The sequence below is a fragment of the Asticcacaulis sp. P2_B1 genome (assembly GCF_056404915.1).
On record NZ_JBFUDD010000002.1, the window covers coordinates 269,021 to 292,707 of the forward strand.

Consider the following 23,687-nt stretch of genomic DNA (forward strand, 5'->3'; position numbering starts at 1 on the left):
GCGAATATTGTGCTTGATCCGGCGACCACGTGAAGGCGAGCTACGCTCGCGAAGAGAAGTACATCTCTCTGCCGCTGCCGACCGCGCACTGAAAAATCACCCGCTTTAATCTGCGTCAATCTGCGGACAATACGTTACTTGCCCGACTCCAGAAGTTTCACCACCGCGTCCTTATTGAGGATCTGCGGCAGGACCTTGGGTTCGGCATTGTTGCGGCCGTAATAGACATAGAGCGGCACGCCCGAGCGGCCGTAGAGCGTCAGGTAGTGCGAGATTTCGCTGTCCTGATTGGTCCAGTCGCCGACCATATAGACCGTGCCGGTGTCCTTCAGAGCCTTCTCGAAAGCCGGCGTGGCCATGACCAGGCGCTCATTGACCTTGCAGGTGACGCACCAGGCCGCCGTCAGGTCGACCAGGACCGGCGTATTCTGGCTGCGCAGGTCGGCCAGGGCGGCGACATGGAATTCGCTGTGCGGCGGCAGGTCCGAGGCGACGGACGTGGTTTTCGCCGCGTGCGGCTGCATGGCGGCGAAGATGCAGAGAACCAGGCCGCCGACCAGCAGGAAGGCCTTGGCGAATTTCGGCAAGGGCAGTTTCAGAACGCCGGCCGTCACCACGGCCAGGGCGACCAGCAGAATGATCAGGCCGCTCATCTGGACCTGTTGGGCGAAGACCCAAACCAGCCAGGCCGCCGCGGCATACATCAGCAGCGACAGGGCGTATTTCAGCATGTCCATCCACTTGCCGGGTTTGGGCAGGGCCTTGGCCACGCCGGGCACCATGGTGATCAGGAAGGTCAAGGCGACGAACGGCAGGGCAAAGCCCAGACCGAGCGCGACAAAGATGGCGAAAGAGGTGACGCCGCCTTGCGCCAGGGCAACGCCGATGGCGGTGGCCATGAAGGGCGCCGTACACGGGGCCGCGACGACGACCGCCAGGACGCCGGTCAGGAAGGCGGCGATCAAGGGCCGCTTGGCGTCGAAAGCGACGCCGGCGGCGCTTTGCAGGCTGGCGCCGATCTCGAAAAAGCCCGACATGTTGAGCGCCACCAGCAGCATGACCAGGGCCAGCAAGGCGGTGACAAAGGGCGATTGCAGTTGGAAACCCCAGCCGAGCGAGGCGCCGAGGCTATGGGCGATCTGGAGCATCAGGGCCAGGGCCACGAAGCTGACGATGGCGCCGGCGCCATAGACCAGGGCTTCGGTTTGCGCCAGGCGATGGTCGTGGCCGGCGCGCGACAGGCTGAGCAACTTCATCGACAGGACCGGGAAGACGCACGGCATCAGGTTGAGGATCAGGCCGCCGATAAAGGCGAAGGCCATGGCGATCAGGACGCCGCCGATGGAGGTGTTGGCTTTCTCTTCACCCGGTCCGCCGAGGCCATGGACGTCCGGCGACAGCGGAGCGCGCGCCAGATCGACATTATAGGCTTTGCCATTGGCCAGTTTAAGCACGCCGGAAAGCGGACCTTCCGGCAGGGCGGAACCGGCGCCCTGGGTACGCAGGGCGAAACCCTTGCCGCCCATATCGACCGTCTGCGGCGCCGTCGCGCTGACCACATCGGATTGGGCGGGAAAGAAGTAGGCGCCGCGCGCATCGAAGCTGCCGGGAAAGCCGAATTCGACGGTATTGTTATGAATATCGATCGTGCCCTTGAGCGGATCGGCTTGGGGCAGGGTATTTTTTGCCTTGTCGATGGCGGCGGCGCCCGGACCGCGCGACGGCGGACCGACCTTGAGGTTCAGGCTGACATCGAGGCTTTCGGGGATACAGACGTCGGCGCAGACGAGATAGTCGACATGGGCCTTGATGGGCAAGGTATCGCCGGCGGTCAGTTTCGAAGCGTTGCGTAGCGGGATCAAGAGGGTTGTGGGGCCATCATAGCCGTAGCTCATCAGGCCGAAGGCGGGCAACTGGGTCGGAGTAGGCCACTGGATATCGCCGGCCGTGACGCCGTCGGGCAGGTTCCAGGTGATCTTGGGCGCCAGGCCGGTGTCGCCGGGATTGATCCAGTAGGTGTGCCAGCCCTTGGTGGTGACATAGTCGAGACCGAGCAGCACCTGGCCATTGGGCGCCACCGTGGCGGACTCGGCGATCAGCTTGGCCGTGATATGGGCGCTTTGGCCTTCGGCGGCGTGAACCGGGGCGACGGCCGCAAAGGCCAGCACAATAATGGACAGAACGAACCGGTAAAAGGAAGTCACGCGCACACGCCACCCGCTGAGTTTCATAGGTTCTGTCTTATACGATTGAATAATGTAAACCGCATCGACTCTTTTCGGGCGGGATCGCAAATTTTCCCGGTTAGGACCAGGTATAGACGAAGCTTGGTTTCTCGGCGGCCCTGGCATCACCGAAATCCGGCACGTGATAACCGGTGACCGGTTGCAAACGGCCGAGCGGCAGGGGCGTGCGACCGGGGTCGCCGACCAGGATGGCGATGCCTGCGGCATGGCAGCGGTCGAGAAAGGGAACCATCTTGGCGGCGACATCCTCATGATAGAAGATGTCGCCGGCCAGGACGATATCGACGTCGGGCGACGGGCCGGTTGTGATGTCCTCCGCCAAGGTCGTCAGGGTGACATTGTTGGCTTCGGCATTCAGAGCGATGGCGGCTATGGCGTTAGGATCGATGTCGACGGCCAGGACGGAGGCCGCGCCGACCTGCATGGCAGCGATGCCGACGATGCCGGAGCCGGCGCCAAGGTCGAGCACGCGCCAGCCTTTGACGGTTGCCGGATGGTCGAGAACATAGCGCGCCAGGACCGTACCGCCGGCCCAGCCATAGGCCCAATAGGGCGCGACATCGCCTGCGATACGAGATACGCGGCTGGCCGGGTGGGCTTGATACAGCTGAATTTCGGGCAGGCCGGGCGCCGGTTTCCGCACCAGGTTGGCCGCGATGAAGTCCTTGGGATTCAGGCTACAAATCCACGTTCAGCTTGCGCGCCAGCGACAGGATCTCGTTGCGCAAACTGCCGTTCGAACTGTTCATCAGCTTGGTGATGGCTTTATTGGCGCCGTCGCGATCGCACGACAGAATCATGCGCTTGACCTGGCCGAGGCCGGCCGGCGGCATGGACAGGCGGTTGAAACCGAGGGCGATGAGGACGAAGGCTTCGAGCGGACGGCCGGCGATTTCACCGCAGACCGAGACCGGCGTGCCGGATTCCTCGGCGGCCTTCTGGATGCTGGCCAGGGCTTTCAGGAAGGGCGGGCACAGCGGATCGTAGCGGTCCGACATGCGCGGATTGGTGCGGTCGGCGGCGAACAGGTACTGCATCAGGTCGTTGGTGCCGACGCTGCAGAAATCGACGAGCGGCAGGAGGGCGTCGAGGTGGAACAGCAGGGACGGGCATTCGATCATGGCGCCGACGCGCAGCAGGCTGGGCAAGGGCCGGCCGCGGCGCTTGGCCCACGAACATTCGATATCGACCATTTCGCGCGCCTGACGGAACTCGTCGATCGAGGCGACCATGGGGAACATGATGCGCAGCTCGCGGCCGCGCGCCGCCGTCAGCAGGGCGCGCAATTGCATGCGCAGCAGGGCCGGCCGGTCGAGGCCCATGCGGATGGCGCGCCAACCGAGCGCGGGGTTTTCCTCGCGCTCCATTTCCATATAGGGCAGGATCTTGTCGCCGCCGAGGTCGAGGGTGCGGAAGGTCACGGGCCGGTTGCCGGCGCCGTCGAGGATGCGCTCATAGAGCTCGGTCTGGCGTTTCAGGCGCGGCAGGTCTTCGGAAACCATGAACTGGAATTCGGTGCGGAACAGGCCAATGCCTTCGGCGCCGGTCTCGTTCATGATCTCGATGTCGAATTCGAGGCCGGCGTTCATCAGCAGGGTGATGCGGTCGCCGTCCTTGGTGACGGCGTCGACGTCCTTGATCTTGCTGAATTCGGCACGGCGTTGGGCGCGGACGTCCATGCGCGCCATGGCGGCGTCGATGATGTCGGGACGCGGGCGCAGATAGGCTTCACCGGTTTCACCGTCGACAATGACGACATCGCCCTGGCTGACGCGGTCGCGCAGGTTTTGCAGGCGGCCGACGCAGGGGATTTGCAGGGCACGGGCGACGATGGCGGCGTGGTTGGACGACGAGCCTTCTTCGAGCAGGATGCCTTTGAGGCGGGCGCGGTCGTATTCGAGCAGGTCGGCGGGGCCTAAGTCGCGGGCGACCAGGATGGAGTTTTCCGGGATGTCGCGGGCCGTTGTCTTTTCACCGGCGAGGACGCGCAACAGGCGGTTGGCCAGGTCTTCGAGATCGTGCAGCCGTTCGCGCATATAGGCGTCGCGAGCATTGTTGAGGCGGGCGCGTTGTTCGTTACGGACACGGTCGACGGCGGCTTCGGCGGTCAGGCCATTGCGCACGGCTTCGGTCAGGTTGCGCACCCAGCTGGTCGAGTGGGCGAACATGCGATAGGTTTCGAGGACGTCGAAGGTCGGGCCGGCGAGGCCGTGGGTGCCTTCGAACATTTCGTCGATCTGTTCGCGCAGGGTGGTGATGGAGGCCAAGAGGCGCTTTTCTTCGGCGACCGAGTCGTCGCTGAGGAGATGGTCGGAGGTCACCGGGACTTCGTGGAGGACGACGACACCGAGGGCGATACCGTCGGCGAAGATACTGCCCTTGACGCGCTCCGGCTTGACCGGCGCCAGTTCGATGTCTTTGAGCTCTTCGAGGCCGACCAGTTCGCCGGCGGTGACGATTTCGGCCAGGACCATGGCGATGATCTGGAGGTCCTCGACTTCTTCTTCCTCATAACGCCGGGCGGCCATGTTCTGGACGACCAGGACGCCGATGGTGCGGCCGCCGCGCAGGAGGGGCACGCCGAGGAAGGATTTGAAGGGATCTTCGCCGGTTTCCGGGCGGTAGGAGAAGGACGGGTGTGCCGGCGCATCCATCAGGCTGAGCGGCACGCCGGCGCGGGCGACTTCACCGACCAGGCCTTCGGACAGCCGCATGCGCGTCTTGTGGACGGCGTCGGCGTTCAGGCCTTCGGTGGCGAACAGTTCGAGTTCTTCGGAGGTGCGGCGCAGATAGATCGAACAGACTTCGGCGACCATGGACGAGGCGATGATGCGCACGACGGTGTCGAGCCTGGATTGGGCGGACTGCGCCTCCTCCATGGTCTCGCGGATTTGCCGCAGCAAACCTCTCTGGCCGCGTATGGTCTTCACCACATCTCCCCTGTTTTACGGTTACTACTGTCGGCGCGTTTCGCGGCGCTGTCTAGCCAGTCACCGGGTGCAAAAGCAAGTCACGGAGCCGTGTATAATCAAATTCGCTTAACAGTCTGATACAATTATGAGTTTGGCGGGAATTGCAAAGTCGGGCGGCGAGTGTGCGAGATTCGGAGTGGTTTCGGCCTTATACAAGAAAAACCGACGCTCCGAATGACTGAGGACTGGCTTTTAGCGGTGTTATAATGCCCATATTACGTGCGGCAATCAAAGCGGTAAGAATCAAGAAAATCAATAGCTTGCAGTTGGGCACAGGTGTCCCGTCGCGCTCCCTTTCACATCCACCGGGCGCCGGTAGGCATAAGCCGCTATGATGCGGCGAAAACCGTTAGCTGTCGAGAAACGAAGCGCAGCGTACTTCAGTACGTGAGCATCGTATCGCAGGCAGATGACGGTTTGCAGCCCGTCAGAGCGGCTTATGCCACTGGCGCGGCGCCGATCTTGTCCAGTCCATACGCCGCGTGCAACGCCCGGACGGCCAGTTCGGTATAGGCTTCGTCGATCAGGACACTGACCTTGATCTCCGAGGTCGAGATGACCTGGATATTGATGCCCTTTTCGGACAGGGCGCGGAACATGGTCTCGGCGACGCCGGTGTGCGAGCGCATGCCGACGCCGACGATCGAGATTTTCGAGACGTTTTCGTCGACGCGCAGTTCGGTGAAGCCGATCTCGGCCTGGGCTTCGGTCATCAGCTCCATGGCCAGCTTGGCGTCGCGACGCGACACGGTGAACAGCTGGTTGGCGACCTCGCCGGAGCGGGCGTCCGATTGAACGATCATGTCGACATTGATATTGGCGCCCGACAGCTTGCCGAAGACGGCGGCGGAGACGCCGATCTTGTTCGGCAGGCCCAGAAGGGTGATCTTGGCCTCATCACGGCTGTAGGCCACGCCGGAAACGATATGTTTTTCCACGATTTCTTCCTCGTCGCACACCATGGTGCCCTGATCTTTGTTTTCGCCGGGTTCGACGAAGCTCGACAACACGCGCACCGGCATGCGGTAGGCCATGGCCAGCTCGACCGAGCGGGTCTGCAGCACTTTGGCGCCGAGCGACGCCATTTCGAGCATTTCCTCGAAGGAGATTTTCGGCAGACGGCGCGCCTTGGATTCGATGCGCGGGTCGGTCGTATAGACGCCGTCGACATCGGTATAGATGTCGCAGCGGATGGCTTCGGCGGCGACCGCGACCGCCACGGCCGAGGTGTCGGAGCCGCCGCGGCCCAAGGTGGTGATACGGCCGTCATCGGTGACGCCCTGGAAGCCCGGCACGACGACGATTTCGCCGCCATCCATGGCCTTGATGAGGTTTTCCGGCGGGATGTCGGCGATGCGCGCCTTGCCGTGGACGTCGGTCGTCTTGATCGGCACCTGCCAGCCCATCATCGAGCGCGCCGGGTAGCCCATATTGCGCAAGGTCATGGCCAGGAGGCCGGCGGTGACCTGTTCGCCTGAGGCGACGACGACGTCGTATTCGTCGTCGCTCATGAAGCCCTCATTGCCCGCGGCGACGCCTGTCGGTTGGCCGGCGCCGTCGGTCCAGGCGACAAGTTCGTTGGTCTTGCCCGCCATGGCCGAGACGACGACCGCGACCTTGTGGCCGGCGTCGACTTCGGCGCAGATCAGCCGGGCCGCCCGGCGGATGCGTTCGAGATCGGCCATCGAGGTGCCGCCAAACTTCATCACCAACCGCGTCATTTCGCCACTTTCTTTCGGGTTTCAAATCTTCCGGACAAGTACTAGTCTTGCCGCGTCATCTTGCGCGGCCTATCTAGCCGCTGAACCTTGACAGAGCAAGCGCAATAACGGCGCGAAAACATGAGAAATAGGCGCGTAAAATGGCCGAAATGCTAAACAATTCCGTTGCGAAAGATACGGGCGCCGCGGCGGGCTTCAGTATCGACGACGGTGAAGTGTCGCGTTTTTCCGCGTTGGCCGCCAAATGGTGGGATGTAAAGGGCGAATTCGCGCCTTTGCACAAGTTCAATCCGACCCGGGTCGGGTTCATCCGCGACACCTGTTTGAAGCATTTTGGCCTCGACTATCAACGGCGCGCGCCGTTCAAGGGGTTAAGGTTGCTGGATGTCGGGTGCGGCGGCGGATTGCTGAGCGAACCGATGTGCCGGATGGGGTTCGCGGTGACGGGGTTGGATGCGTCGGAGAAGAATATCGGTACGGCGAAGGCCCATGCCGACCAGGGCGAGCTCGATATCCGTTATCTCAACCAGACGGTCGAGCAGTTGGCCGAGGCCGGCGAGGTCCTGTACGATGTCGTGCTGACCATGGAGGTCATCGAACATGTCAGCGATCCTGAGGCGTTTCTGAAGACGTGCGCCAGTTTGGTGAAGCCGGGCGGGCTGCTGTTCGTCGCCACTTTGAACCGGACGATGAAGTCCCATGCCCTGGCGATCGTCGGCGCTGAATATGTGTTGAAGTGGGTGCCGAAGGGGACGCATGACTGGAACAAGTTCCTGCATCCGCAACAGATCGCGCAGTTTTTGGATGGTACGCCCCTAATGCCGGAGCCAGCGATCGGGGTCAGTTACAATCCGCTGACGTCACAATGGGCCTTGTCGAACGATACCGATGTCAACTACATGGTGGTGGCCAGTTATCCTTTGACCGAAGTCCTTTAAGCAGGACAACTGAGCAAAGTAAGACACCCCACCACCGCATGTAGAAAGCTACGCTTTCGTCGTGCGGTCCCGTCGCTGCGAAGGCTATACCTTCGCGACGCTCCGCCCCGCAAAGCGGGGAGGCGTAAGAAAAAGATCAGCTAGAAGTTTTGCGATGACCACAACCTTAGTCAAAGCCTGGACCGGCGCGCAGAAGCGCCTCAAGGCCGCCTTTATCGACTCGCCGGCGATCGATGCCCGGCTGCTGCTCGAAGCCGCGACGGGCGCCACGCGCGCCGATATCCTGACCGATCCGCATCGTGAGCTGACGGACGAGCAGGAAGAGACGCTCGACGGCTATCTGGCGCGGCGCGAGAAGCGCGAGCCGGTGGCGCGCATCCTGGGCCGCAAGGGCTTCTGGAAGCTGCTGCTCAATCTGTCGGAACATACGCTGATCCCGCGGCCGGAAACCGAGTGCATCGTCGACATGATCCTCAAAAAGACCGAGCCCGGCCAGGCGTTTCATATGGCCGATCTCGGCATCGGCTCGGGCGCCATCCTGCTGTCGGTATTGAGCGAACGTCCCGCCGCCCGCGGGGTCGGTACCGACGTTTCGGAAGAGGCCCTGGCCGTGGCGCGCGACAATGCCGCCAATCTCGGCCTCGATTCGCGTACGGCGTTTTTGCGCACCTCATGGGGCAGCGGGCTGCATGACGAAACCTTCGACATTATCGCGTCGAACCCGCCCTATATCCGCTCGGATGTGATTCCCACGCTGGATCCCGAAGTCAAGCATCACGATCCGATTCTGGCGCTCGACGGCGGCGAAACGGGCCTGGAAGCCTATGAAGCCCTGGCGCCGGAAATCTATCGCCTGCTCAAGCCGGGTGGCCTGGCGTGGCTGGAAATCGGCTTCGATCAATCGCAAGAGGTTGAATCCTTGATGAAAAGTGCCGGATTCCATGAGGTGACGACCTTCCTCGACCTGTCCAACCTGCCGCGCGTGGTATTCGGGCAAAAAGGCTGAATAAACGCGATCCTTGTTGGGATAATCACGGCGTTTCAACAGAAATCACTGAAAATTCAAAAATCCTCTTGGAATTCGTCGCAAGACTCGCTAACTAAGGACTGTCTTCCCCTCACCGTGAACGCCCCGAAGCTCAACATTATGTTAAGTCGGTTCGTGGCACAGTAACGTCAGGGGACTGTAAGAGCGCGACACCGGCATCGAAAAAGCGATCCGCGCCATCTTGAAGCCAAGACACATTGCAAGGGTCACAGCCGCCATCCGTAGCTAACCAGCGGCGCCCTGAAGTTCCTACAACATATGCCGCCCCACACAGTTTCGGGCGGAGCGTAGAGAGACGTAAGACCACATGAAAGATTTCAGGGGCATGAAACGGCAACGCAGCCGTAACCGCAAACCCTCGGGCAATCAGAATAACCCCAACCGCGCCTACGAATCCAACGGCCCGGAGGGTACCAAGGTTCGCGGCAACGCCCAGACCATCTACGAAAAATACCAGCAGTTGGCGCGTGACGCCAATTCGTCGGGCGACCGCGTCCTGGCCGAAAACCACCTGCAGCACGCGGAACACTATTTCCGCATGATCCGCCAGATGCAGCCGACGCGCCCGGTCTCCGAATTCGTCCAGCGTGATCCGTTCTCCAACGGCTTCGACGATTATGACGACGATATCGACGGCAATGACGCCGAGCAGGACGAAAACGCCGTTGTCGGCGCCGAAGACGCCCAGCCGAGCTTCGATGAGCCGCAACGCGATTATAACCGCGACAATAACAATCGCGACCGCGACAACCGCGACCGCAACAATAACTTCAAAGACCGCGATCGCGACGGTAACCGCAACTTCAAGGACCGCGACCGGAATTTCAAGGACCGCGACTTCCGCGATCGCGACCGTAATAACGATCGCCCGCAAGGTGACCGCAACCAGGGTGACCGGCCGCAATTCGACCGGCCTCAGGGCGAGCCGCGCTCGTTCGAACCCCGGCAAAATGCGCCGCAAAATGGTGGCCAAAATGCTGGTCAGAACGCTGGCCAAAATGCGGCTCAGCCGGAATATGATGAAAACGGCAATCGCCGCGAAACGCGCCGTGAACGTTATGAGCGCCGCCGCCAGCAGCGCTTCGCCGAGCAGGAGCAGAACCTGAACGGTGTCGCTCAACCGGCCGCCGAACAGCCCTATGTCGCGCCGGCCTTTATCGCCTCGACCCAGCCTTTGGCGCCGGCCTCCAGTGCCCGTCCGGTGCCTGCGCCGGTTCAGACCGACATGTCGTTCGAGCCAGCGCCTGCGCCTGTGGTGAGTGAAAAGCCGAAGCGTGAAAAGCGCGCGGCCGCCAGCAATGATGCCGCGCAATTGCCGGCTTTTCTGCATCGTGCCACACCGGTGAGTGCTGCTGAGCCTATCGCTGCTGCGGAGAGCGAAGAGCCCGCCAAGCCGAAGCGCGGCCGGCCGAAGCGCAAGGTCGAAGACGTTGGAGCTTCGGAAGAAGCTTAGAATTGAGGCCCTTGTGAGTGATCGCAGGGGCCTTTTTTCTTGTTCTGCGAAGTTCCGAGGTAGCTTTATCGACGGTGGGATGGCCCCCTCCGTCACGGACTTTGCGCGAAGACGCGCAAGCGCCGCGCCACGGCTCGGGCCGCCACCTCCCCCGTTTCGCACTGCGTGCTCACAAGGGAGGAGATTCTTGCTTAGTTCAGCTTTTTATCGAGGATTGGCGTGTCGACGGAGGTTGGTGGCAGGGGTTGGGCGGTGGCGTCGTCGGTTTTGGGGGTGAACACCGGCAATGCCGCGACGGGGACTCCGTCCTCGACCAGGGATCGGACCTCCTGGGGCGTGGCTTCGCCATAGATGGGACGGTCGGGAGTCAGGCCGTTATGGATGTCGCGGGCTTCGGAGGCAAACGATCCGCCGACATAGTCGTGGGTCTTTTCGACGTGTTGGCGCAGGCGGTACATGGCCTCGGCCACGGCTTTCTGGGCTTCGGCCAGGGAATCGGCGCTTTTTTTCGAGGTGCGCACCATCGGCGCCATGATGGCCTTGGTCACGGATTTCGAGCCGCACATCGGGCATTCGACCAGGCCTTTGGCGACCTGTTCGTCAAACCCGGACGACGAGGAAAACCACGCTTCGAAATCGTGGTCGACGTCGCATTTCAACGCATACCTTATCATTTTACATGACTCATACTGATAGGGCGGTCGTGCTGCAGCTGCGGCAGGGCCTGACGCGCCCGCGTGACTTCGCTGAAGTCGAGGGTGGCCGTAAGGACGGCCGGACTGTCGTGATCGAGGCGGGCGATGACCTCACCCCACGGATTGACGACCAGGGAATGGCCGTAGGTGACGCGGCCGTCCTGGTGTGCGCCGCCTTGCGCCGGCGCCAGGATAAAGGCGCCGGTCTCAATCGCGCGGGCCCGCAGCATGACTTCCCAGTGGGCCTTACCGGTCGGCACCGTAAAGGCGGCCGGCACGGCGATCATGGTGGCGCCCCCCTGGGCGAGCATGCGGTAAAGATAGGCGAAGCGGACGTCGTAGCAGACACTGAGGCCCAGCCCGCCCCACGGGGTTTGGGCGATCACCGCCTGCTCGCCCGGCTTGACCGAGGCGCTTTCACGATAGGCCTTGCCGTCGGGTGTGTCGGCGTCGAAGAGGTGGACCTTGTCGTAGCGCGCGACGATATCGCCATGGGCATTGATCAGCAGGGTTCTGTTCACGGCTCTGTCATCGACGCCGGATTTGATAATGGCCGAGCCGATCAGGATATGGACGCGCATGTCGCGCGCCATCTCGCGCACACCCTTGATAAAGGTATCTTCGCTTTCGGTGGTGACGACCAGGGCCTTTTGGTCCTTGCGCGCCTCCATCAGGTTGGCGCATTCGGGCATCAGGATCAGATGGGCGTCGGTGGACGCGGCCTGGAGGATCAAGGGTTTGACGTGCTCGAACGCCGCCACCGGATCGGCCGGGGTGCGTGTCTGGATCAGGGCGATGTCGAGCTTATCCGCCATCTAGGCCGCCAGCAGCGGGTCGAGCCCGCCACGCGATTCCAGCGCCATCAGGTCGTCGCAGCCGCCGACATGCAGGTCGTCGATAAAGATTTGCGGATAGGTATAACGGCCGGAACGCGCATTCATTTCCGTGCGCAGGGTCGGATCGCTGGAGGCGACGATTTCATTGAATTCGACCCCCTTCTTCTCCAGCAACGCCTTCGCGCGGTCGCAATAGGGGCAGTAGGGCTTGGTATAGATATCGATTTTCGCCATGGTAAACTCGGTAATCCCAACAGATACAGGAACAATGACACAAGTGCCGTAAACACAATATAGGAAAAATACCCGCTTTTTTAAAGGGGATCAGATTTCGCGGCCCGCGCCAGCACGATGACATCGACCGACGTGGCGCCGGCTTTGATGAGTTCATTGGCGCAGGCCTTCAGGGTCGAGCCGGTGGTGAAGACGTCGTCGATTAGCACCACCGACTTGCCGGCGATCTGATGGCGGCCGGCCGCGGTGACGGCGAAGGCATTCTTGACATTGGCCCAGCGGTCGGCGGCGGTCTTGCCTTGCTGCTCCGTCATCCTGATGCGTTTCAAGCCGTCGGCGAGATAACGGCAATCGGTGCGCCGCGCCAGGGGCCGGGCCAGTTCGGCGGCCTGGTTGTAGCGTCTGTGGAGAAGGCGCCGCCAATGCAGGGGCACGGGCACGACAAGGTCCGCCCGGGCGAGAACATCGCCGCCGGCGCGTTCCAGCCAGCGCGACAGCATGGGGGCGAGGTCCAGCCGGTCGCCGTGTTTGAAGCCGAGGATAATGTCCTTGGAGGTGTCGTCATAGAGGCAGGCGGCGCGGGTGGTACGGAACGGAAACGGTTTGTCCGTGCACCAGGTGCAGCGGGCGTCGGCGCCGAGGTGCAGACCGCCTTCGAACGGCCGGGCGCACATTTCGCAGCCCTCGCGATCGAGGAAACGGATCTTCGCCCAGGCTTGCGGCGCCAGGCCCATGCCCGAGACAGGATCGCCCGCGGTCGCCAGTTCGCCGGGTTGCGGCGCCGTGCGGTCGATACCTTGAGCCGGGAAGACGACCTCGAGGGCGTGGCCAAGCGAGGCGCGGACATGGGCCAGGGTCAGGTGATCGGCCATAAAGGCCTTAACCTCCGACTGGAACTGCCCTACATAGGAGCTCAGTCTCCTCATGAGTGCGTCATGTCTCCCCTACCCCGTCTGTTCGATCGTTCCTTACTCGCCCGTCGTCTTGATCGCGCGGCCGATGGTTTTGCGCAAGCGCAATTCTTGCGGGAACGCGCTGTCGAGGATCTGATCGAGACCCTGAGCGCCATCAATCGCCGGTTCGAGGTGGCTTTGGAGATCGGTGCGCGCGACGGGGCGTTCGGACGGGCGATGGTCGGCACGCCGGTGGCGGCGAAGATCGGACTTCTGATCGAAGGCGAGTTGTCGGCTGGTTTGTCGGCGCGGCAATCGGGGCCGGCGCGGCTCATCATGGACGAAGAGGCGCTGCCGTTTGGTGACGACAGTTTGAATTTGGTGGTGTCGTCGCTGGCCCTGCACAGTGTCAACGACCTGCCGGGGGCCCTGGTGCAGATCCGCCGGGCCCTGACGCCGGATGGATTGTTCGTGGCGTCGCTGTTCGGCGGCGAGACCTTGAAGGAGTTGCGCGGCTGTTTGATGGAGGCCGAATTGGAGGTGCGTGGCGGCTAYGGGCCGCGAGTGGCGCCGTTCGCCGAGGCGCCGGATTTGATCGACCTGCTGAAACGCATCGGTTTTGCCATACCGGTGGTCGACAGCGACCGTGTTTCGGTAAGTTATGAGCATCCCCTGGCTTTGTTGCGCGATCTGAGGGCCATGGGGGAAAGCAATATTTTGTACGACCGACCGCGCACGGGGCTTAACCGGGCGATTTTGGCGCGGATGGCGGAGCTGTATTTCGAACGGTTTTCGGATGCTGAGGGGCGGATTACGGCGACGTTCGAGATTATTACAATATCGGGGTGGAGGCCGCACGAGTCGCAGCAAAAGCCGCTGAAGCCGGGGACGGCCAAGGTACGCTGGGCCGAGGCCTTGGGGGTCGAGGAAGGCAAGCTTTAGGTGGCGGCTCCATACCTTCGTGCATAGTCGGCCTCGGTCAATAAACCCCAATACCAAATGCCGCCCAGCCAGAAATCCCAATCGCCCTTGGCCATGGCTTCCAGACCTTCGGTCAAGGTCTTTTTGCCTTCGGCGTTGAGATGAATATTGAGCTGTGTGCCAATTTCGTCGGCCACTAGCGCCTCATCTTGAGCCTCGTTGCCAAACAGTCGCAAATTATGAAACCCTGTAAATCGGGGGTCCGAAGTCTGCAGTATTAGAGGCATGTTTCGGGGCACCTGCCTCAACGCATAACTGACTTTGATGAACTCAGCGTGGTTCAATCTTTCAATCAAACTCCGACAAGCCGCTTCGTCGGCGCGCAGATGGTAGCCACGTTCGTGCGACCGCGGCCTGTTATATTTCCAAATCCACAGATTTAACGGGGTTTGCATTTCGGTTCCGTGTATCGAACGGTTTGCGATCTCATCACTGAGTGTCGGTCACTGCTTTGTCGGCCTCGATGATATGTTGGCGCAGGCTGGGATAGTTTTGGCTGCTGATATCGTGGATACGCCAGTGGCCGTCGATCTTGACCAGGTCATAGGACAGGGAGCGGGGGCTCTGTCCGGTATCGGTCAAGACGACGCCGGCCTTGGCGGTCGTCGCGGTGGAGTTCAGAATCTGGATATCGGCGGTGATCTTATCGAAGTCTTGGCAGTCGCAGATCGGATCGACCTCGAATGCGAGGAGTTCGTGGAACGACTGGTCCCGGCGGATCAGGACCACCATCTCCGGATCGAAATAATCGGGCGCTTTATCGAAGAGCGGCGTGAAGTCAACCTTCGGGTCCTGGTAGTGGCTATAGAGTTCGGTGAGGAAAGTTTCTAGGTCCCGCCCGGCATCGGCCTTTGCCGATTCAATGCCAGCGGTTACCACTTCGACAGTGAGCGGCGGTTTGCCACCCGTAAATAAGCCGGTAAATGCCGCGACGATCAGTCCGATGACCGCGACCGCGCCCAACCAGGCGGCTATCTGCCAGAATTTCATAGTGTCCCCCTTAAATGGCTCCAACCTACAGCATTATGCCATGCCGTCTATGTCGCTTCTTGCATCCGGCGCAGGATGGCGGCCTTGGCGAGGTCCTTGTCGCGGCCGAACAGCTCGAAAATGGCAATCTGTTCGTCAAGCGACGGTATATAGACCGTGCCGGCTTCGGTGGCGACCGCGATACGGCTGTGGATGCGCAGCTTTTGCCAGATCTCGCCGGATTTCACTTCCAGATCGCCCATGACCTCGATCGGCAGGCCGCCGGCGACCGTCAGGCGGCAAAAAGGCTGTGACCGGAAGCGCGCGCCGGGTGTGCCGGATAGCCAGGCGCCGCCGAAATGGGTGACGATGGCCGTCATGGCCGACGACGAGCCGAAGACATCGATATCTTCGGGCACGAGTTCGGCGCCCGAGAGACGAGCCGCGGTGCTGCCGATCAGCCACCAGTCGCCGGCTTCACAAAGCGGGCTGGCCAGGAGGGTGCGCAAGGAAAGGAGGATTTGGGGCGACAGGACCGGTTTGATCATAACCGCCTGTGTACGTCCGGCGGGACGGTTCGTCTACTTCAGGCGCAGATATTCGACGTAGAGAATGAACAGCAGCACAGCCAGGGACACCGCCTTGATACTGGTCCGCCATATAAGCGACGCTGCCGCGCTCAACGGCCGGGCGCGCAGGCCGTCCAGGCGATTGCGGCGCCGCACGGCCTCTCTTTGCGCGTCCAGTTGCGGGTCGTTGTTTGAGCGGTAGCGAGGCACCTGGGTCATGACGTCCCCTCCTGATAACCGAGAGGGTAGCTTATCAGGATGCGGCTAATCGATCGTTTGCGAACATTGTTAATCTATTACAGAAAGTCGCAGAGATAGGCGACCAGGGGCGCATCGGCCGGCGGCATGGGGAAGTTGCGCATGTCGTTGGGGCGCACCCATTTGATGGCGGTATGTTCGCGGGCCTCGGGTTCGCCCTCCCAACGGCGGATCAGGAACAGCGGCATCAAAAGGTGGAAGCTTTCGTAGGTGTGCGAGGCAAAGACGAACGGCGCCAGGCAGGCTTGCTTGACCGTGATGCCGAGTTCTTCGTCCAATTCGCGGATCAGAGCCAGTTCGGGCGTCTCGCCGGCCTCGACCTTGCCGCCCGGGAATTCCCACAGGCCGGCCAGTTGTTTGCCCTGCGGGCGTTGCGCGATCAGTACCCGGCCGTCGTCATCGACAAGGGCGGCGGCTACGACAAGTACGGTTTTCATAGGGGAGCGTCCAGGGCGGAGATGATGTCGGTTTGTGAAAAGTCGTCGCCAACGAAGAGAAGCGGGCAGTTGCGTTCCTTGGCCAGAGCATAGGCAAAGCAGTCGCCCATGTTTAGCCTGGCCGGATGGTTGCCCTTGCCCCAGGTTTGATAGACGAATGCCACCTGTTCCGCCGTTGTTTCAGTCGCCGGTACGACGTCGAAATCAAGGCTCTCGACCAGGGCCCGAAGCGGTTGACCGATGCCGCGGCCTTGCGCGACGATCAACACCTCGGCCAGGGTGACCGTCGATATCAGTGTCGTTTCCGATGCCTGTAGTCTGGCGGCGCAGGCATCGGCGCTTGCCTCGCCCTGGGCGATCGCCATCAGGGCGGAACTGTCGACGACGATCATCCGGGCATGCCATCGTCACCATAAAGGAAGTCGGCCGAATGCGCGGCGTCGGGGCCTTGTGAAACCTGGCCTTTTACCGACGCACGAAAATCCGCGAGGACGCGGCCGCGTTCCTCGGGTGTCAATCGGGCTTTCACAGGGACCAAACGGACGGCTGCATGGCCGTGACGGGTCAGGACGATCTCGTCCCCCGCTTCGGCGCGACGGACGAGATCGGTGAGTTGTGCCTTGGCATCGCTGACGGATATATGCATGAGATAGCTCCAGGACCAAAATATAGACCAATACTTGGACCAAATCAACGCCTGGCTGAAACCGGCTTGCGAGCGGGCGCGATGCGGTTCATGCTAACGATCTCAATCGAGGGGACCTTATCATGCTAAAATCAATTCTTTTGTCGTCTGTCTTGCTGTGCGCCGTGCCTGTGATGGCCCATGCCGTTGAACCGGCGGCCGAGACATCATCGGCCACGACGATCAGCGATGCTGATAACCAGGCGATCGACGCCAAGGCCAATGCATTCTTTACGGACTTGAATGCCGGACATACCGATACGGCCTATTACAACGCCTTCGTGCCGCGTATGGCGACCGAAAACAAACAGGCCCTGCAAGGCTTGATATCCCAGACCCAAACGGCCCTGGCCTTTGCCGGCTTGCCGGTGAAATGGGAAAAAATGTCGCAAACCGAGTTGGCCAGTGTCATGGTGGCCAGGACCTATATCGTCTATAGCAAGGATCTGCCAGCCAGATTCAAATTCACCTTTTTCAAGACGCCGCAAGGTTGGTACGTACAAAGCGTCTTTTTCAACGACTTCAACGCCCAGGAATATTGAAACAGTCGGGCAGTGCTGACTCCCCACAGACGCGGAAATCGTCAGCCCTTTAGTCGAGTGCTAGCCGGCTAGCGCCGCGGGTATACCTCATACCCGCAAGCGACGACTGCGACGCAATCGGCGGCACGGGCCGCCCCGAAAGGATGGCGATTTCCTAGGAGCGGTAGTCGCCGTTGATGGATATGTATCCGTGGGTCAGGTCGCAGGTGTAGACGTGGGCCGTGGCGCGGCCGACGCCAACATCGACGCTGATCTCGAGTTCGGCATTTTTCATATAGGCCGACATCGCCGCCTCGTCATAGTTCAGCGAGACGGCGCCGTTTTCAGCGGCCACCAGATCGCCGAAGCGGATCGAGACGCGGTCGCGGTCGACCGGCTCGTCGGTCTTGCCGACGGCCATGACGATACGGCCCCAATTGGCGTCTTCACCGGCCCAGGCGGTCTTGCACAGCGGGCTTTCGGCGACCGACTTGGCAATCTTGCGCGCCGAAGCGGGGTTGGAGGCGCCGGTAACATTGACCTTGACGAACTTGGTGGCGCCCTCGCCGTCGCGGATCAGCTGGCAGGCCAGGGAGTGCATGACCTTTTCGAGCTTCGCCTTGAAATCGACCAGGCGCTTGTCGCCGGCGCGCGAGATGCGGGCGGCGCCGGCGGCGCCGGTGGCGAACAGCAGGCAGGTGTCGTTGGTCGAGGTGTCGCCGTCGACCGTAACGCTGTTGAAGGTCGAGCGCGTGAACAGGGCCAGCAGGCTTTGCAGCACGCCTGGCGACAGGGTGGCGTCGGTGGCGATAAAGGCCAGCATGGTCGCCATGTCCGGTGCGATCATGCCCGAGCCCTTGGCGATGCCGTTGATACGCACGGTGACGCCGTCGATCTCGGCGGTTTCAGAAGCGCCCTTGGGGAAGGTATCGGTGGTCATGATGGTCGCGGCGGCGTCGTGCCAGGCATCGGCGCGCAGGTTGTTTTGCAGTTCGTAGAACTTGGCGGCGATCTTGGAGTCGTCGAGGACAACGCCGATGACGCCGGTCGAGGCCAGCATGATGTCGCGCTGACGGCAGTCGATGCGACGCGACAGGGCAGACGCCGTGCGGCGGGCGGCGTCGGCGCCCATCTTGCCGGTAAAGGCGTTGGCGCAGCCGGCATTGACGACCAAGGCGCGAATGTCGGCGCCGTCATTGGCCTCGAGCTGCTTCTTGCACCAGTCGACCGGGGCCGAACCGATGGTGTGGCGGGTGAAGACGCCGGCGCAGGTCGTGCCTTCGGCGAACTTCATCAGCAGCGTGTCCTTGCGTTCGTGCTTATAGAAGCCGGCCTGGGCGGTGGCCAGTTGCACGCCGCCGACCGGCGGCATGTCGGGAATGGCGACGGCAAGCGGGGATACGGCCAGGCCGGGCTTGCCCGGTGCACTCAGGGACGCAGCCGCTTTGGGCTCGTCTTCGCCGCCGTGGCCGCCGAGGCTGGAGGCAAATTCCTGGCCCTTGCGGACCGTGCGTTTGATGGCGCTGGCGACCGGCTCCAGGGCTCGCTCAAGACCCTGCGCCGCCATGCTGGTGATGGGTTGCGAAGCGGGGGTCGATGAGGCGGGCGGCTTGGTCACAGGCGCGGCTCCTTGGTTACAGGCAAAAGGTGGTCTGCCCTTATCAGAGCGCCGCCGCTTCGCCAATGTCTTTTAGGGCCACGTCTCCAAAGTGCGCTTGCACTTTGGCAAGGGCGCCAGTCTTAGCGCTAAGAATTGGCCGCCGCGCACGTTTGCGCGCAAGCCATGGGGGACGCCCAGTCCGGCGTTTGAGCTAAAAAAAGCTACTTGCTTTTCGTGCTGGCGCCAGCGGGAGCGAAGAAATGGTGGCCGGCCGGGACAGGATCGCTGGCGATCAGCGACGACGAGCCGGCACTGGCCTTGCCCAGGGGCTTCGACATGGCGACGGGCTTGAGCTTGCTGGCGGACGACGAAGACGAGGAGGATGCATCCGCGCTGTCGTCTTCGGAATCGGCGTCGGCGGAGTCTGCCCCAGAACCTGACAATGCGCCGGCCGGAGCCGAATCCGGCTCCTTTTCATCTTCCTTCACAGCCGTCTTCGGCAGCAGGAACTCGATCTTGCTGTTGTTCTGCAGGTTGGTCAGCAGGCCCGCGACCTGGTTATAGATCAGGTAGCGCATGATGACCGGGCGTTCTTCTTCGAGCGTCGGCAGTTGTTCGGGGCGGCGGTCTTCGATGCGCAGGATGGCCCAGCCGCCGTCGGTTTGCACCGGGCCGACCGTATCGCCGACCTTGGCCGTCGGAATGACCGTCTTGAAGGCCTGGGGCATGATGTCGGTGGTAAAATAGCCCATGTCGCCGCCATTATAGCGCGTCGCCTGGTCGAGCGATTTTTCCATGGCAAGCGCTTCGAACACCGCTCCGCCCTGGACCTGTTTCAGCGCGGCCTCGGCGTCTTCCTTGGTCTTCAGCACCATGATGCGCGTGCGGATTTCCTCGGATGTCTTGGCCAGCTTAACCTGCTCGTCGTACTGCGCCTTGACGGCCTTGTCGTCGATATCGCGGTCGATGGTGTTGTTGACCAGCATGTCGCCCAGCAGGCGGTCCTGGACGGCCTGCAGGCGGCGTTGCGCGGCCAGGGACTTGTCCAGGCCCTTGTCACGCGCCGCCTTGGCCAGCAGGCGTTGGTCGATGACTTCTTGCAAGGTGCGGCGGAACAGGTCGGAGGTCATGTCGAGCGGTTCGCCCGGGCCGATCTCGCCCTGGGTGACGGCTTCGGCGCGGACGTCGGACGTCCAGATGGTGTGACCATCCAGCCGGGCGACCGCGACGTCGCCGGGTTCGGGCGGGCTGTCGGCGATCTGCGTCTTGTTACAGGCGGAGACACTGATGACCATCGCCAGCATAACCGGCAAAACCCCAAGCCCTTTCAGGGCCGAACGAACGCTTAAATCACGCGCAGACGTCATAAATCTTTCCCAAACCTACTCAATACGCGGGCAGTTGCGTTGACATACACCATTACGCCGCTTAAGTCAGTGCCCGTGCTTGAAAAGCGTATTTTCCGCCTTACCTTTACTCGCAAGACGTTTCAGTCGCGTTACGAAAACGCGAAAAACACTTGAAGATTAAAGAAGCAGAATTTCGCCACCCATTCACGGTTCCTACATCTGACAGGCGATTTTGGCTGAAACTTGGCCGTGCCGCCGGTTGGTCATTATCTACAGTCAAGGTTTCTCATGCTGGCCATCGCCAAAATGTTGTTCGGGTCGTCCAACGACCGCAAAGTCAAGTCCATGATGACGCGCGCCCTGCGCATCACGGCCCTTGAACCGAAATACAAGGCGATGAGCGACGAGGAACTGGCCGGTCAGACGGCGCTGTTCAAGGAACGGATCGCCAAGGGCGCCTCGCTCGACAGCCTGATGGAAGAAGCCTTCGCCGTGACGCGCGAAGCTTCGTGGCGGACCCTGGGCCAACGCCATTACGACGTCCAGCTGGTCGGCGGCATGATCCTGCATAAGGGCGGTATCGCCGAAATGCGAACCGGTGAAGGCAAGACCCTGGTCGCCACGGCGCCGGTCTATCTCAACGCCCTTGCCGGCAAGGGCGTCCACCTGATCACCGTCAACGACTACCTGGCCAAGCGCGACGCCGAATGGATGGGCCGTGTCTATCGCTTCCTCGGTCTTACCACCGGCGTCATCGTCAACGGGCTGAACCAGACCCAGCGCAAGACGGCCTATAATTCCGACGTCACCTATGGCACCAATAACGAATTCGGCTTCGACTATCTGCGCGACAACCTGGCCTATAGCCATGCCGAAATGGTCCAGCGCGGCCACAATTTCGCGATCGTCGACGAAGTCGACTCGATCCTCATCGACGAAGCGCGCACGCCGCTCATCATCTCCGGTCCGACCGAAGACCGCTCGGAACTGTACAAGATCCTGAACGGCATCGTCCTCGATCTGATCAAGGACCCGGACATGTTCGAGCTCGACGAAAAGCAGCGCCAGGTGCTGCTGTCGGAAGCGGGTTCTGAGCGTATCGAGGAAATGCTGCTGGAAGGCGGCCACCTGGCCGAGGATTCCGCCGGCCTTTACGACCCGGTCAATATCTCGCTGGTCCACCACGCCAACCAGGCCCTGCGCGCCAACACGCTCTACACGCTGAACAAGGACTATATCGTCAAGGACGGCGAAATCATCCTGATCGATGAATTCACCGGTCGCATGATGACCGGGCGCCGGCTCAGCGAGGGCCTGCACCAGGCGATCGAAGCCAAGGAACATGTCGATATCCAGCCGGAAAACCAGACCCTGGCCTCGGTGACGATCCAGAACTATTTCCGCATGTACGCCAAGCTGTCGGGCATGACCGGCACGGCGGCGACCGAGGCCCAGGAATTCGGCGACATCTACAAGATGGACGTGCTGGAAATCCCGACCAACCGTCCGATCCAGCGCGTCGATGACGACGATGAAGTCTATCGCACCGAACAGGAAAAGTTCACTGCCATCGCCGCTCAGGTCGCCTATTGCTACGTCAAGGGCCAGCCGATCCTGGTCGGTACCGCTTCGATCGAAAAGTCCGACGACCTGTCGACTTTCCTCAAGACCTATAGCTACAAAGTCGAGGAATCGCGCACGCTGAAACCTCAATTCGCCAATGCCGACAAGAAGGACGTTCTGAAGGCCGGCGAGGACGCCTACGACATCGTGTGGAAGTCCGGCAAGGGCATCCCCCACAGCGTGTTGAACGCCCGTCACCATGAGCAGGAATCCGAGATCGTCGCCGACGCCGGCGTCCCCGGCGCCGTCACCATCGCCACCAACATGGCCGGCCGCGGCACCGACATCCAGTTGGGCGGCAATGTCGACATGCGCGTGCAAAAATGGCTGGCCGAACAGGACGCCGCGGGCGTCGAGGTTCACCAGGAACAGCTTTTGGCCAAGCGCGCCGAGATCGAAGGCCAGGTCAAGGATCTGAAGCAAAAGGCGCTGCAAACCGGTGGCCTGTTCGTGCTCGGCACCGAACGCCATGAAAGCCGCCGTATCGATAACCAGCTGCGCGGCCGTACCGGCCGTCAGGGCGACCCCGGCCGCTCGAAATTCTTCCTGTCGTGCGAAGACGACCTGATGCGCATCTTCGCCGGCGACCGTCTCAATTCGATGATGAAGACGCTCGGCGTCGAAGAAGGCGAAGCCATCACGCACAAGCTGCTGAACGGCGCCATCGCCACGGCGCAAAAGCGCGTCGAAGCCCGCAACTACGAAATCCGCAAGAACCTTTTGAAGTATGACGACGTCGTCAACGACCAGCGCAAGGCCGTGTTCGAGCAGCGCCAGGAGTTCATGGACGCCGACAATCTCAGCGAGCTGATCGGCGAGTTCCGCCAGGACACCATCCACGACCTGGTCGAGCAGCACCTGCCGCCCAAGGCCTATGCCGAACAGTGGAACATTGCCGGCCTCAAGGAAAAGATGGTCGAACTGACCGGTCTCGACCTTCCGATCGAAGACTGGGCGGCCGAGGAAGGCATCGCCAATGAGGAAATCGAGGAGCGCCTGCAGGCGGCGGCCGCCACCAAGATGGAAGAGCGCCTGACCCTGCTGGGCGCCGATCAGATGCACGCGCTGGAAAAGCAGTTCCTGCTGCAGATGATCGACATGCACTGGCGCGAGCACCTGATGCACCTCGACCACCTGCGTGCCGTCATCGGCCTGCGCGGCTACGGCCAGCGCGATCCGCTGAACGAATATAAGACCGAAGCCTTCACCATGTTCGAGGCCCTGCTGGTCAATCTGCGCCACAGCGTCACGCGCTGGCTGATGACCATGGAGATCCGCTTCGAGCAGCCTGCCGAGCAGGTCGAACCGCAACCGGTGGCGCCGCAACTGCCGCAGCAACGCCGTCAGTTCCAGGAAGTGCACCTCGATCCGCATACCGGCCGCAATGAGCGCGCCGCCAAGCTGACCGACGATCTGACGCCGGAGCAACGCGAAGCGCTGGATCCGTCGGCCCTGCCGGTCGGTTGGGAGCAGACCTCGCGCAACGGCCTGTGTCCGTGCGGTTCGGGCAAGAAGTTCAAGCATTGCCACGGGACATTGGTGTAAAGGGAAGCCAAGGGCGTGGCCCCCAAACTCTAAAGACACACCTGCTCGCGCGCTGCGATTCCCCCATTGCCAGATCGGGTTGATGTGCGGTAGTCTCGGTTAATCTTCAGGATT

23 protein-coding genes are annotated in these 23,687 nt (G+C 61.7%); 6 read left to right on the plus strand and 17 right to left on the minus strand.

Annotation, left to right across the window (positions count from 1 at the left end):
• Nucleotides 1–134: 134 nt before the first annotated feature.
• The 4 genes from AC1DX3_RS05625 to AC1DX3_RS05640 form a co-directional block, all read right to left on the minus strand.
• Nucleotides 135–2,231: a protein-disulfide reductase DsbD family protein gene (locus AC1DX3_RS05625; protein WP_476988265.1), complete on the minus strand. Its 2,097-nt coding sequence runs from the start codon at nucleotides 2,229–2,231 to the stop codon at nucleotides 135–137.
• Between the two features lie 73 nt (nucleotides 2,232–2,304).
• Nucleotides 2,305–2,889, minus strand: coding sequence for a class I SAM-dependent methyltransferase (locus AC1DX3_RS05630; RefSeq protein ID WP_476988266.1), 585 nt, complete (start codon nucleotides 2,887–2,889; stop codon nucleotides 2,305–2,307).
• Nucleotides 2,890–2,923: 34 nt separating this feature from the next.
• Entirely contained in the window at nucleotides 2,924–5,125 is a 2,202-nt protein-coding gene (gene ptsP / locus AC1DX3_RS05635; protein ID WP_476988950.1) for a phosphoenolpyruvate--protein phosphotransferase, read from the minus strand.
• A gap of 530 nt (nucleotides 5,126–5,655) precedes the next feature.
• On the minus strand, nucleotides 5,656–6,939 hold the full coding sequence (locus AC1DX3_RS05640) for an aspartate kinase (protein WP_476988267.1): 1,284 nt from the start codon (nucleotides 6,937–6,939) through the stop codon (nucleotides 5,656–5,658).
• A gap of 140 nt (nucleotides 6,940–7,079) precedes the next feature.
• On the opposite strand from AC1DX3_RS05640, the gene ubiG reads away from it, so the two are divergent.
• The 3 genes from ubiG to AC1DX3_RS05655 all read left to right on the plus strand — a co-directional run bounded on the left by ubiG (nucleotide 7,080) and on the right by AC1DX3_RS05655 (nucleotide 10,378).
• Nucleotides 7,080–7,877, plus strand: coding sequence for a bifunctional 2-polyprenyl-6-hydroxyphenol methylase/3-demethylubiquinol 3-O-methyltransferase UbiG (ubiG, locus tag AC1DX3_RS05645; protein WP_476988268.1), 798 nt, complete (start codon nucleotides 7,080–7,082; stop codon nucleotides 7,875–7,877).
• Nucleotides 7,878–8,031: 154 nt separating this feature from the next.
• Nucleotides 8,032–8,883: a peptide chain release factor N(5)-glutamine methyltransferase gene (gene prmC / locus AC1DX3_RS05650; RefSeq protein ID WP_476988269.1), complete on the plus strand. Its 852-nt coding sequence runs from the start codon at nucleotides 8,032–8,034 to the stop codon at nucleotides 8,881–8,883.
• A 349-nt stretch (nucleotides 8,884–9,232) separates the two neighbouring features.
• Nucleotides 9,233–10,378 (plus strand): DUF4167 domain-containing protein, encoded by a 1,146-nt coding sequence (locus tag AC1DX3_RS05655; protein WP_476988270.1) that lies wholly within the window; start codon nucleotides 9,233–9,235, stop codon nucleotides 10,376–10,378.
• A gap of 191 nt (nucleotides 10,379–10,569) precedes the next feature.
• Here the strand turns inward: AC1DX3_RS05655 and AC1DX3_RS05660 are convergent, their stop codons facing one another.
• From AC1DX3_RS05660 to AC1DX3_RS05675, 4 genes are all read right to left on the minus strand, one after another.
• On the minus strand, nucleotides 10,570–11,052 hold the full coding sequence (locus tag AC1DX3_RS05660) for a DUF1178 family protein (RefSeq protein ID WP_476988271.1): 483 nt from the start codon (nucleotides 11,050–11,052) through the stop codon (nucleotides 10,570–10,572).
• Nucleotides 11,049–11,888: a carbon-nitrogen hydrolase family protein gene (locus AC1DX3_RS05665; RefSeq protein WP_476988272.1), complete on the minus strand. Its 840-nt coding sequence runs from the start codon at nucleotides 11,886–11,888 to the stop codon at nucleotides 11,049–11,051. Before AC1DX3_RS05665 ends, AC1DX3_RS05660 begins: the two co-directional genes overlap by 4 nt.
• Complete coding sequence (gene grxC / locus AC1DX3_RS05670) at nucleotides 11,889–12,143, minus strand: glutaredoxin 3 (protein WP_476988273.1); 255 nt, start codon at nucleotides 12,141–12,143, stop codon at nucleotides 11,889–11,891.
• Between the two features lie 80 nt (nucleotides 12,144–12,223).
• On the minus strand, nucleotides 12,224–13,069 hold the full coding sequence (locus AC1DX3_RS05675) for a ComF family protein (protein WP_476988274.1): 846 nt from the start codon (nucleotides 13,067–13,069) through the stop codon (nucleotides 12,224–12,226).
• Nucleotides 13,070–13,078: 9 nt separating this feature from the next.
• Between AC1DX3_RS05675 and AC1DX3_RS05680 the strand changes: the two genes are divergently transcribed.
• A complete protein-coding gene (locus tag AC1DX3_RS05680; RefSeq protein WP_476988275.1) occupies nucleotides 13,079–13,978 on the plus strand; it encodes a class I SAM-dependent methyltransferase in 900 nt (299 codons plus the stop codon).
• Here the strand turns inward: AC1DX3_RS05680 and AC1DX3_RS05685 are convergent.
• From AC1DX3_RS05685 to AC1DX3_RS05715, 7 genes are all read right to left on the minus strand, one after another.
• Complete coding sequence (locus AC1DX3_RS05685; RefSeq protein ID WP_476988276.1) at nucleotides 13,975–14,412, minus strand: hypothetical protein; 438 nt, start codon at nucleotides 14,410–14,412, stop codon at nucleotides 13,975–13,977. The two genes, AC1DX3_RS05680 and AC1DX3_RS05685, sit on opposite strands and share 4 nt — an antisense overlap.
• A gap of 34 nt (nucleotides 14,413–14,446) precedes the next feature.
• Nucleotides 14,447–15,007 (minus strand): hypothetical protein, encoded by a 561-nt coding sequence (locus AC1DX3_RS05690; protein WP_476988277.1) that lies wholly within the window; start codon nucleotides 15,005–15,007, stop codon nucleotides 14,447–14,449.
• A 47-nt stretch (nucleotides 15,008–15,054) separates the two neighbouring features.
• The gene (locus tag AC1DX3_RS05695) at nucleotides 15,055–15,534 is read right to left on the minus strand and encodes a hypothetical protein (RefSeq protein ID WP_476988278.1); all 480 of its coding nucleotides are present in this window, start codon (nucleotides 15,532–15,534) and stop codon (nucleotides 15,055–15,057) included.
• Between the two features lie 33 nt (nucleotides 15,535–15,567).
• Complete coding sequence (locus tag AC1DX3_RS05700; protein WP_476988279.1) at nucleotides 15,568–15,774, minus strand: hypothetical protein; 207 nt, start codon at nucleotides 15,772–15,774, stop codon at nucleotides 15,568–15,570.
• Between the two features lie 77 nt (nucleotides 15,775–15,851).
• The gene (gene mutT / locus AC1DX3_RS05705) at nucleotides 15,852–16,250 is read right to left on the minus strand and encodes an 8-oxo-dGTP diphosphatase MutT (RefSeq protein WP_476988280.1); all 399 of its coding nucleotides are present in this window, start codon (nucleotides 16,248–16,250) and stop codon (nucleotides 15,852–15,854) included.
• Nucleotides 16,247–16,642, minus strand: a complete 396-nt coding sequence (locus tag AC1DX3_RS05710) for a type II toxin-antitoxin system VapC family toxin (protein ID WP_476988281.1) — start codon at nucleotides 16,640–16,642, stop codon at nucleotides 16,247–16,249. Before AC1DX3_RS05710 ends, mutT begins: the two co-directional genes overlap by 4 nt.
• Nucleotides 16,639–16,896 (minus strand): type II toxin-antitoxin system Phd/YefM family antitoxin, encoded by a 258-nt coding sequence (locus AC1DX3_RS05715; protein WP_476988282.1) that lies wholly within the window; start codon nucleotides 16,894–16,896, stop codon nucleotides 16,639–16,641. Before AC1DX3_RS05715 ends, AC1DX3_RS05710 begins: the two co-directional genes overlap by 4 nt.
• Nucleotides 16,897–17,018: 122 nt before the next feature.
• Here AC1DX3_RS05715 and AC1DX3_RS05720 point away from each other — a divergent pair, with 122 nt between their 5' ends.
• Nucleotides 17,019–17,477 carry a hypothetical protein gene (locus AC1DX3_RS05720; RefSeq protein ID WP_476988283.1) on the plus strand — a complete coding sequence of 153 codons (459 nt, stop codon included), beginning with the start codon at nucleotides 17,019–17,021 and terminating at the stop codon, nucleotides 17,475–17,477.
• Nucleotides 17,478–17,631: 154 nt separating this feature from the next.
• Here the strand turns inward: AC1DX3_RS05720 and argJ are convergent, their stop codons facing one another.
• Together argJ and AC1DX3_RS05730 are read right to left on the minus strand one after the other, a co-directional pair.
• A complete protein-coding gene (argJ, locus tag AC1DX3_RS05725) occupies nucleotides 17,632–19,074 on the minus strand; it encodes a bifunctional glutamate N-acetyltransferase/amino-acid acetyltransferase ArgJ (protein WP_476988284.1) in 1,443 nt (480 codons plus the stop codon).
• A gap of 203 nt (nucleotides 19,075–19,277) precedes the next feature.
• Nucleotides 19,278–20,423, minus strand: a complete 1,146-nt coding sequence (locus AC1DX3_RS05730) for a peptidylprolyl isomerase (protein ID WP_476988285.1) — start codon at nucleotides 20,421–20,423, stop codon at nucleotides 19,278–19,280.
• Between the two features lie 270 nt (nucleotides 20,424–20,693).
• Between AC1DX3_RS05730 and secA the strand changes: the two genes are divergently transcribed.
• Complete coding sequence (gene secA / locus AC1DX3_RS05735; protein ID WP_476988286.1) at nucleotides 20,694–23,573, plus strand: preprotein translocase subunit SecA; 2,880 nt, start codon at nucleotides 20,694–20,696, stop codon at nucleotides 23,571–23,573.
• Nucleotides 23,574–23,687 lie beyond the last annotated feature (114 nt).

What these genes read in the sequence shown, in the direction of transcription:
- AC1DX3_RS05625 (WP_476988265.1), bottom strand. Translation starts at nt 2,231, where the DNA reads ATGAAACTCAGCGGGTGGCGTGTGCGCGTGACTTCCTTTTACCGGTTC.
- ptsP (WP_476988950.1), bottom strand. Translation starts at nt 5,125, where the DNA reads ATGGAGGAGGCGCAGTCCGCCCAATCCAGGCTCGACACCGTCGTGCGC.
- AC1DX3_RS05640 (WP_476988267.1), bottom strand. Translation starts at nt 6,939, where the DNA reads ATGACGCGGTTGGTGATGAAGTTTGGCGGCACCTCGATGGCCGATCTC.
- ubiG (WP_476988268.1), top strand. Translation starts at nt 7,080, where the DNA reads ATGGCCGAAATGCTAAACAATTCCGTTGCGAAAGATACGGGCGCCGCG.
- prmC (WP_476988269.1), top strand. Translation starts at nt 8,032, where the DNA reads ATGACCACAACCTTAGTCAAAGCCTGGACCGGCGCGCAGAAGCGCCTC.
- AC1DX3_RS05655 (WP_476988270.1), top strand. Translation starts at nt 9,233, where the DNA reads ATGAAAGATTTCAGGGGCATGAAACGGCAACGCAGCCGTAACCGCAAA.
- AC1DX3_RS05660 (WP_476988271.1), bottom strand. Translation starts at nt 11,052, where the DNA reads ATGATAAGGTATGCGTTGAAATGCGACGTCGACCACGATTTCGAAGCG.
- AC1DX3_RS05665 (WP_476988272.1), bottom strand. Translation starts at nt 11,888, where the DNA reads ATGGCGGATAAGCTCGACATCGCCCTGATCCAGACACGCACCCCGGCC.
- grxC (WP_476988273.1), bottom strand. Translation starts at nt 12,143, where the DNA reads ATGGCGAAAATCGATATCTATACCAAGCCCTACTGCCCCTATTGCGAC.
- AC1DX3_RS05675 (WP_476988274.1), bottom strand. Translation starts at nt 13,069, where the DNA reads ATGAGGAGACTGAGCTCCTATGTAGGGCAGTTCCAGTCGGAGGTTAAG.
- AC1DX3_RS05685 (WP_476988276.1), bottom strand. Translation starts at nt 14,412, where the DNA reads ATGCAAACCCCGTTAAATCTGTGGATTTGGAAATATAACAGGCCGCGG.
- AC1DX3_RS05690 (WP_476988277.1), bottom strand. Translation starts at nt 15,007, where the DNA reads ATGAAATTCTGGCAGATAGCCGCCTGGTTGGGCGCGGTCGCGGTCATC.
- AC1DX3_RS05695 (WP_476988278.1), bottom strand. Translation starts at nt 15,534, where the DNA reads ATGATCAAACCGGTCCTGTCGCCCCAAATCCTCCTTTCCTTGCGCACC.
- AC1DX3_RS05700 (WP_476988279.1), bottom strand. Translation starts at nt 15,774, where the DNA reads ATGACCCAGGTGCCTCGCTACCGCTCAAACAACGACCCGCAACTGGAC.
- mutT (WP_476988280.1), bottom strand. Translation starts at nt 16,250, where the DNA reads ATGAAAACCGTACTTGTCGTAGCCGCCGCCCTTGTCGATGACGACGGC.
- AC1DX3_RS05710 (WP_476988281.1), bottom strand. Translation starts at nt 16,642, where the DNA reads ATGATCGTCGTCGACAGTTCCGCCCTGATGGCGATCGCCCAGGGCGAG.
- AC1DX3_RS05715 (WP_476988282.1), bottom strand. Translation starts at nt 16,896, where the DNA reads ATGCATATATCCGTCAGCGATGCCAAGGCACAACTCACCGATCTCGTC.
- AC1DX3_RS05720 (WP_476988283.1), top strand. Translation starts at nt 17,019, where the DNA reads ATGCTAAAATCAATTCTTTTGTCGTCTGTCTTGCTGTGCGCCGTGCCT.
- AC1DX3_RS05730 (WP_476988285.1), bottom strand. Translation starts at nt 20,423, where the DNA reads ATGACGTCTGCGCGTGATTTAAGCGTTCGTTCGGCCCTGAAAGGGCTT.
- secA (WP_476988286.1), top strand. Translation starts at nt 20,694, where the DNA reads ATGCTGGCCATCGCCAAAATGTTGTTCGGGTCGTCCAACGACCGCAAA.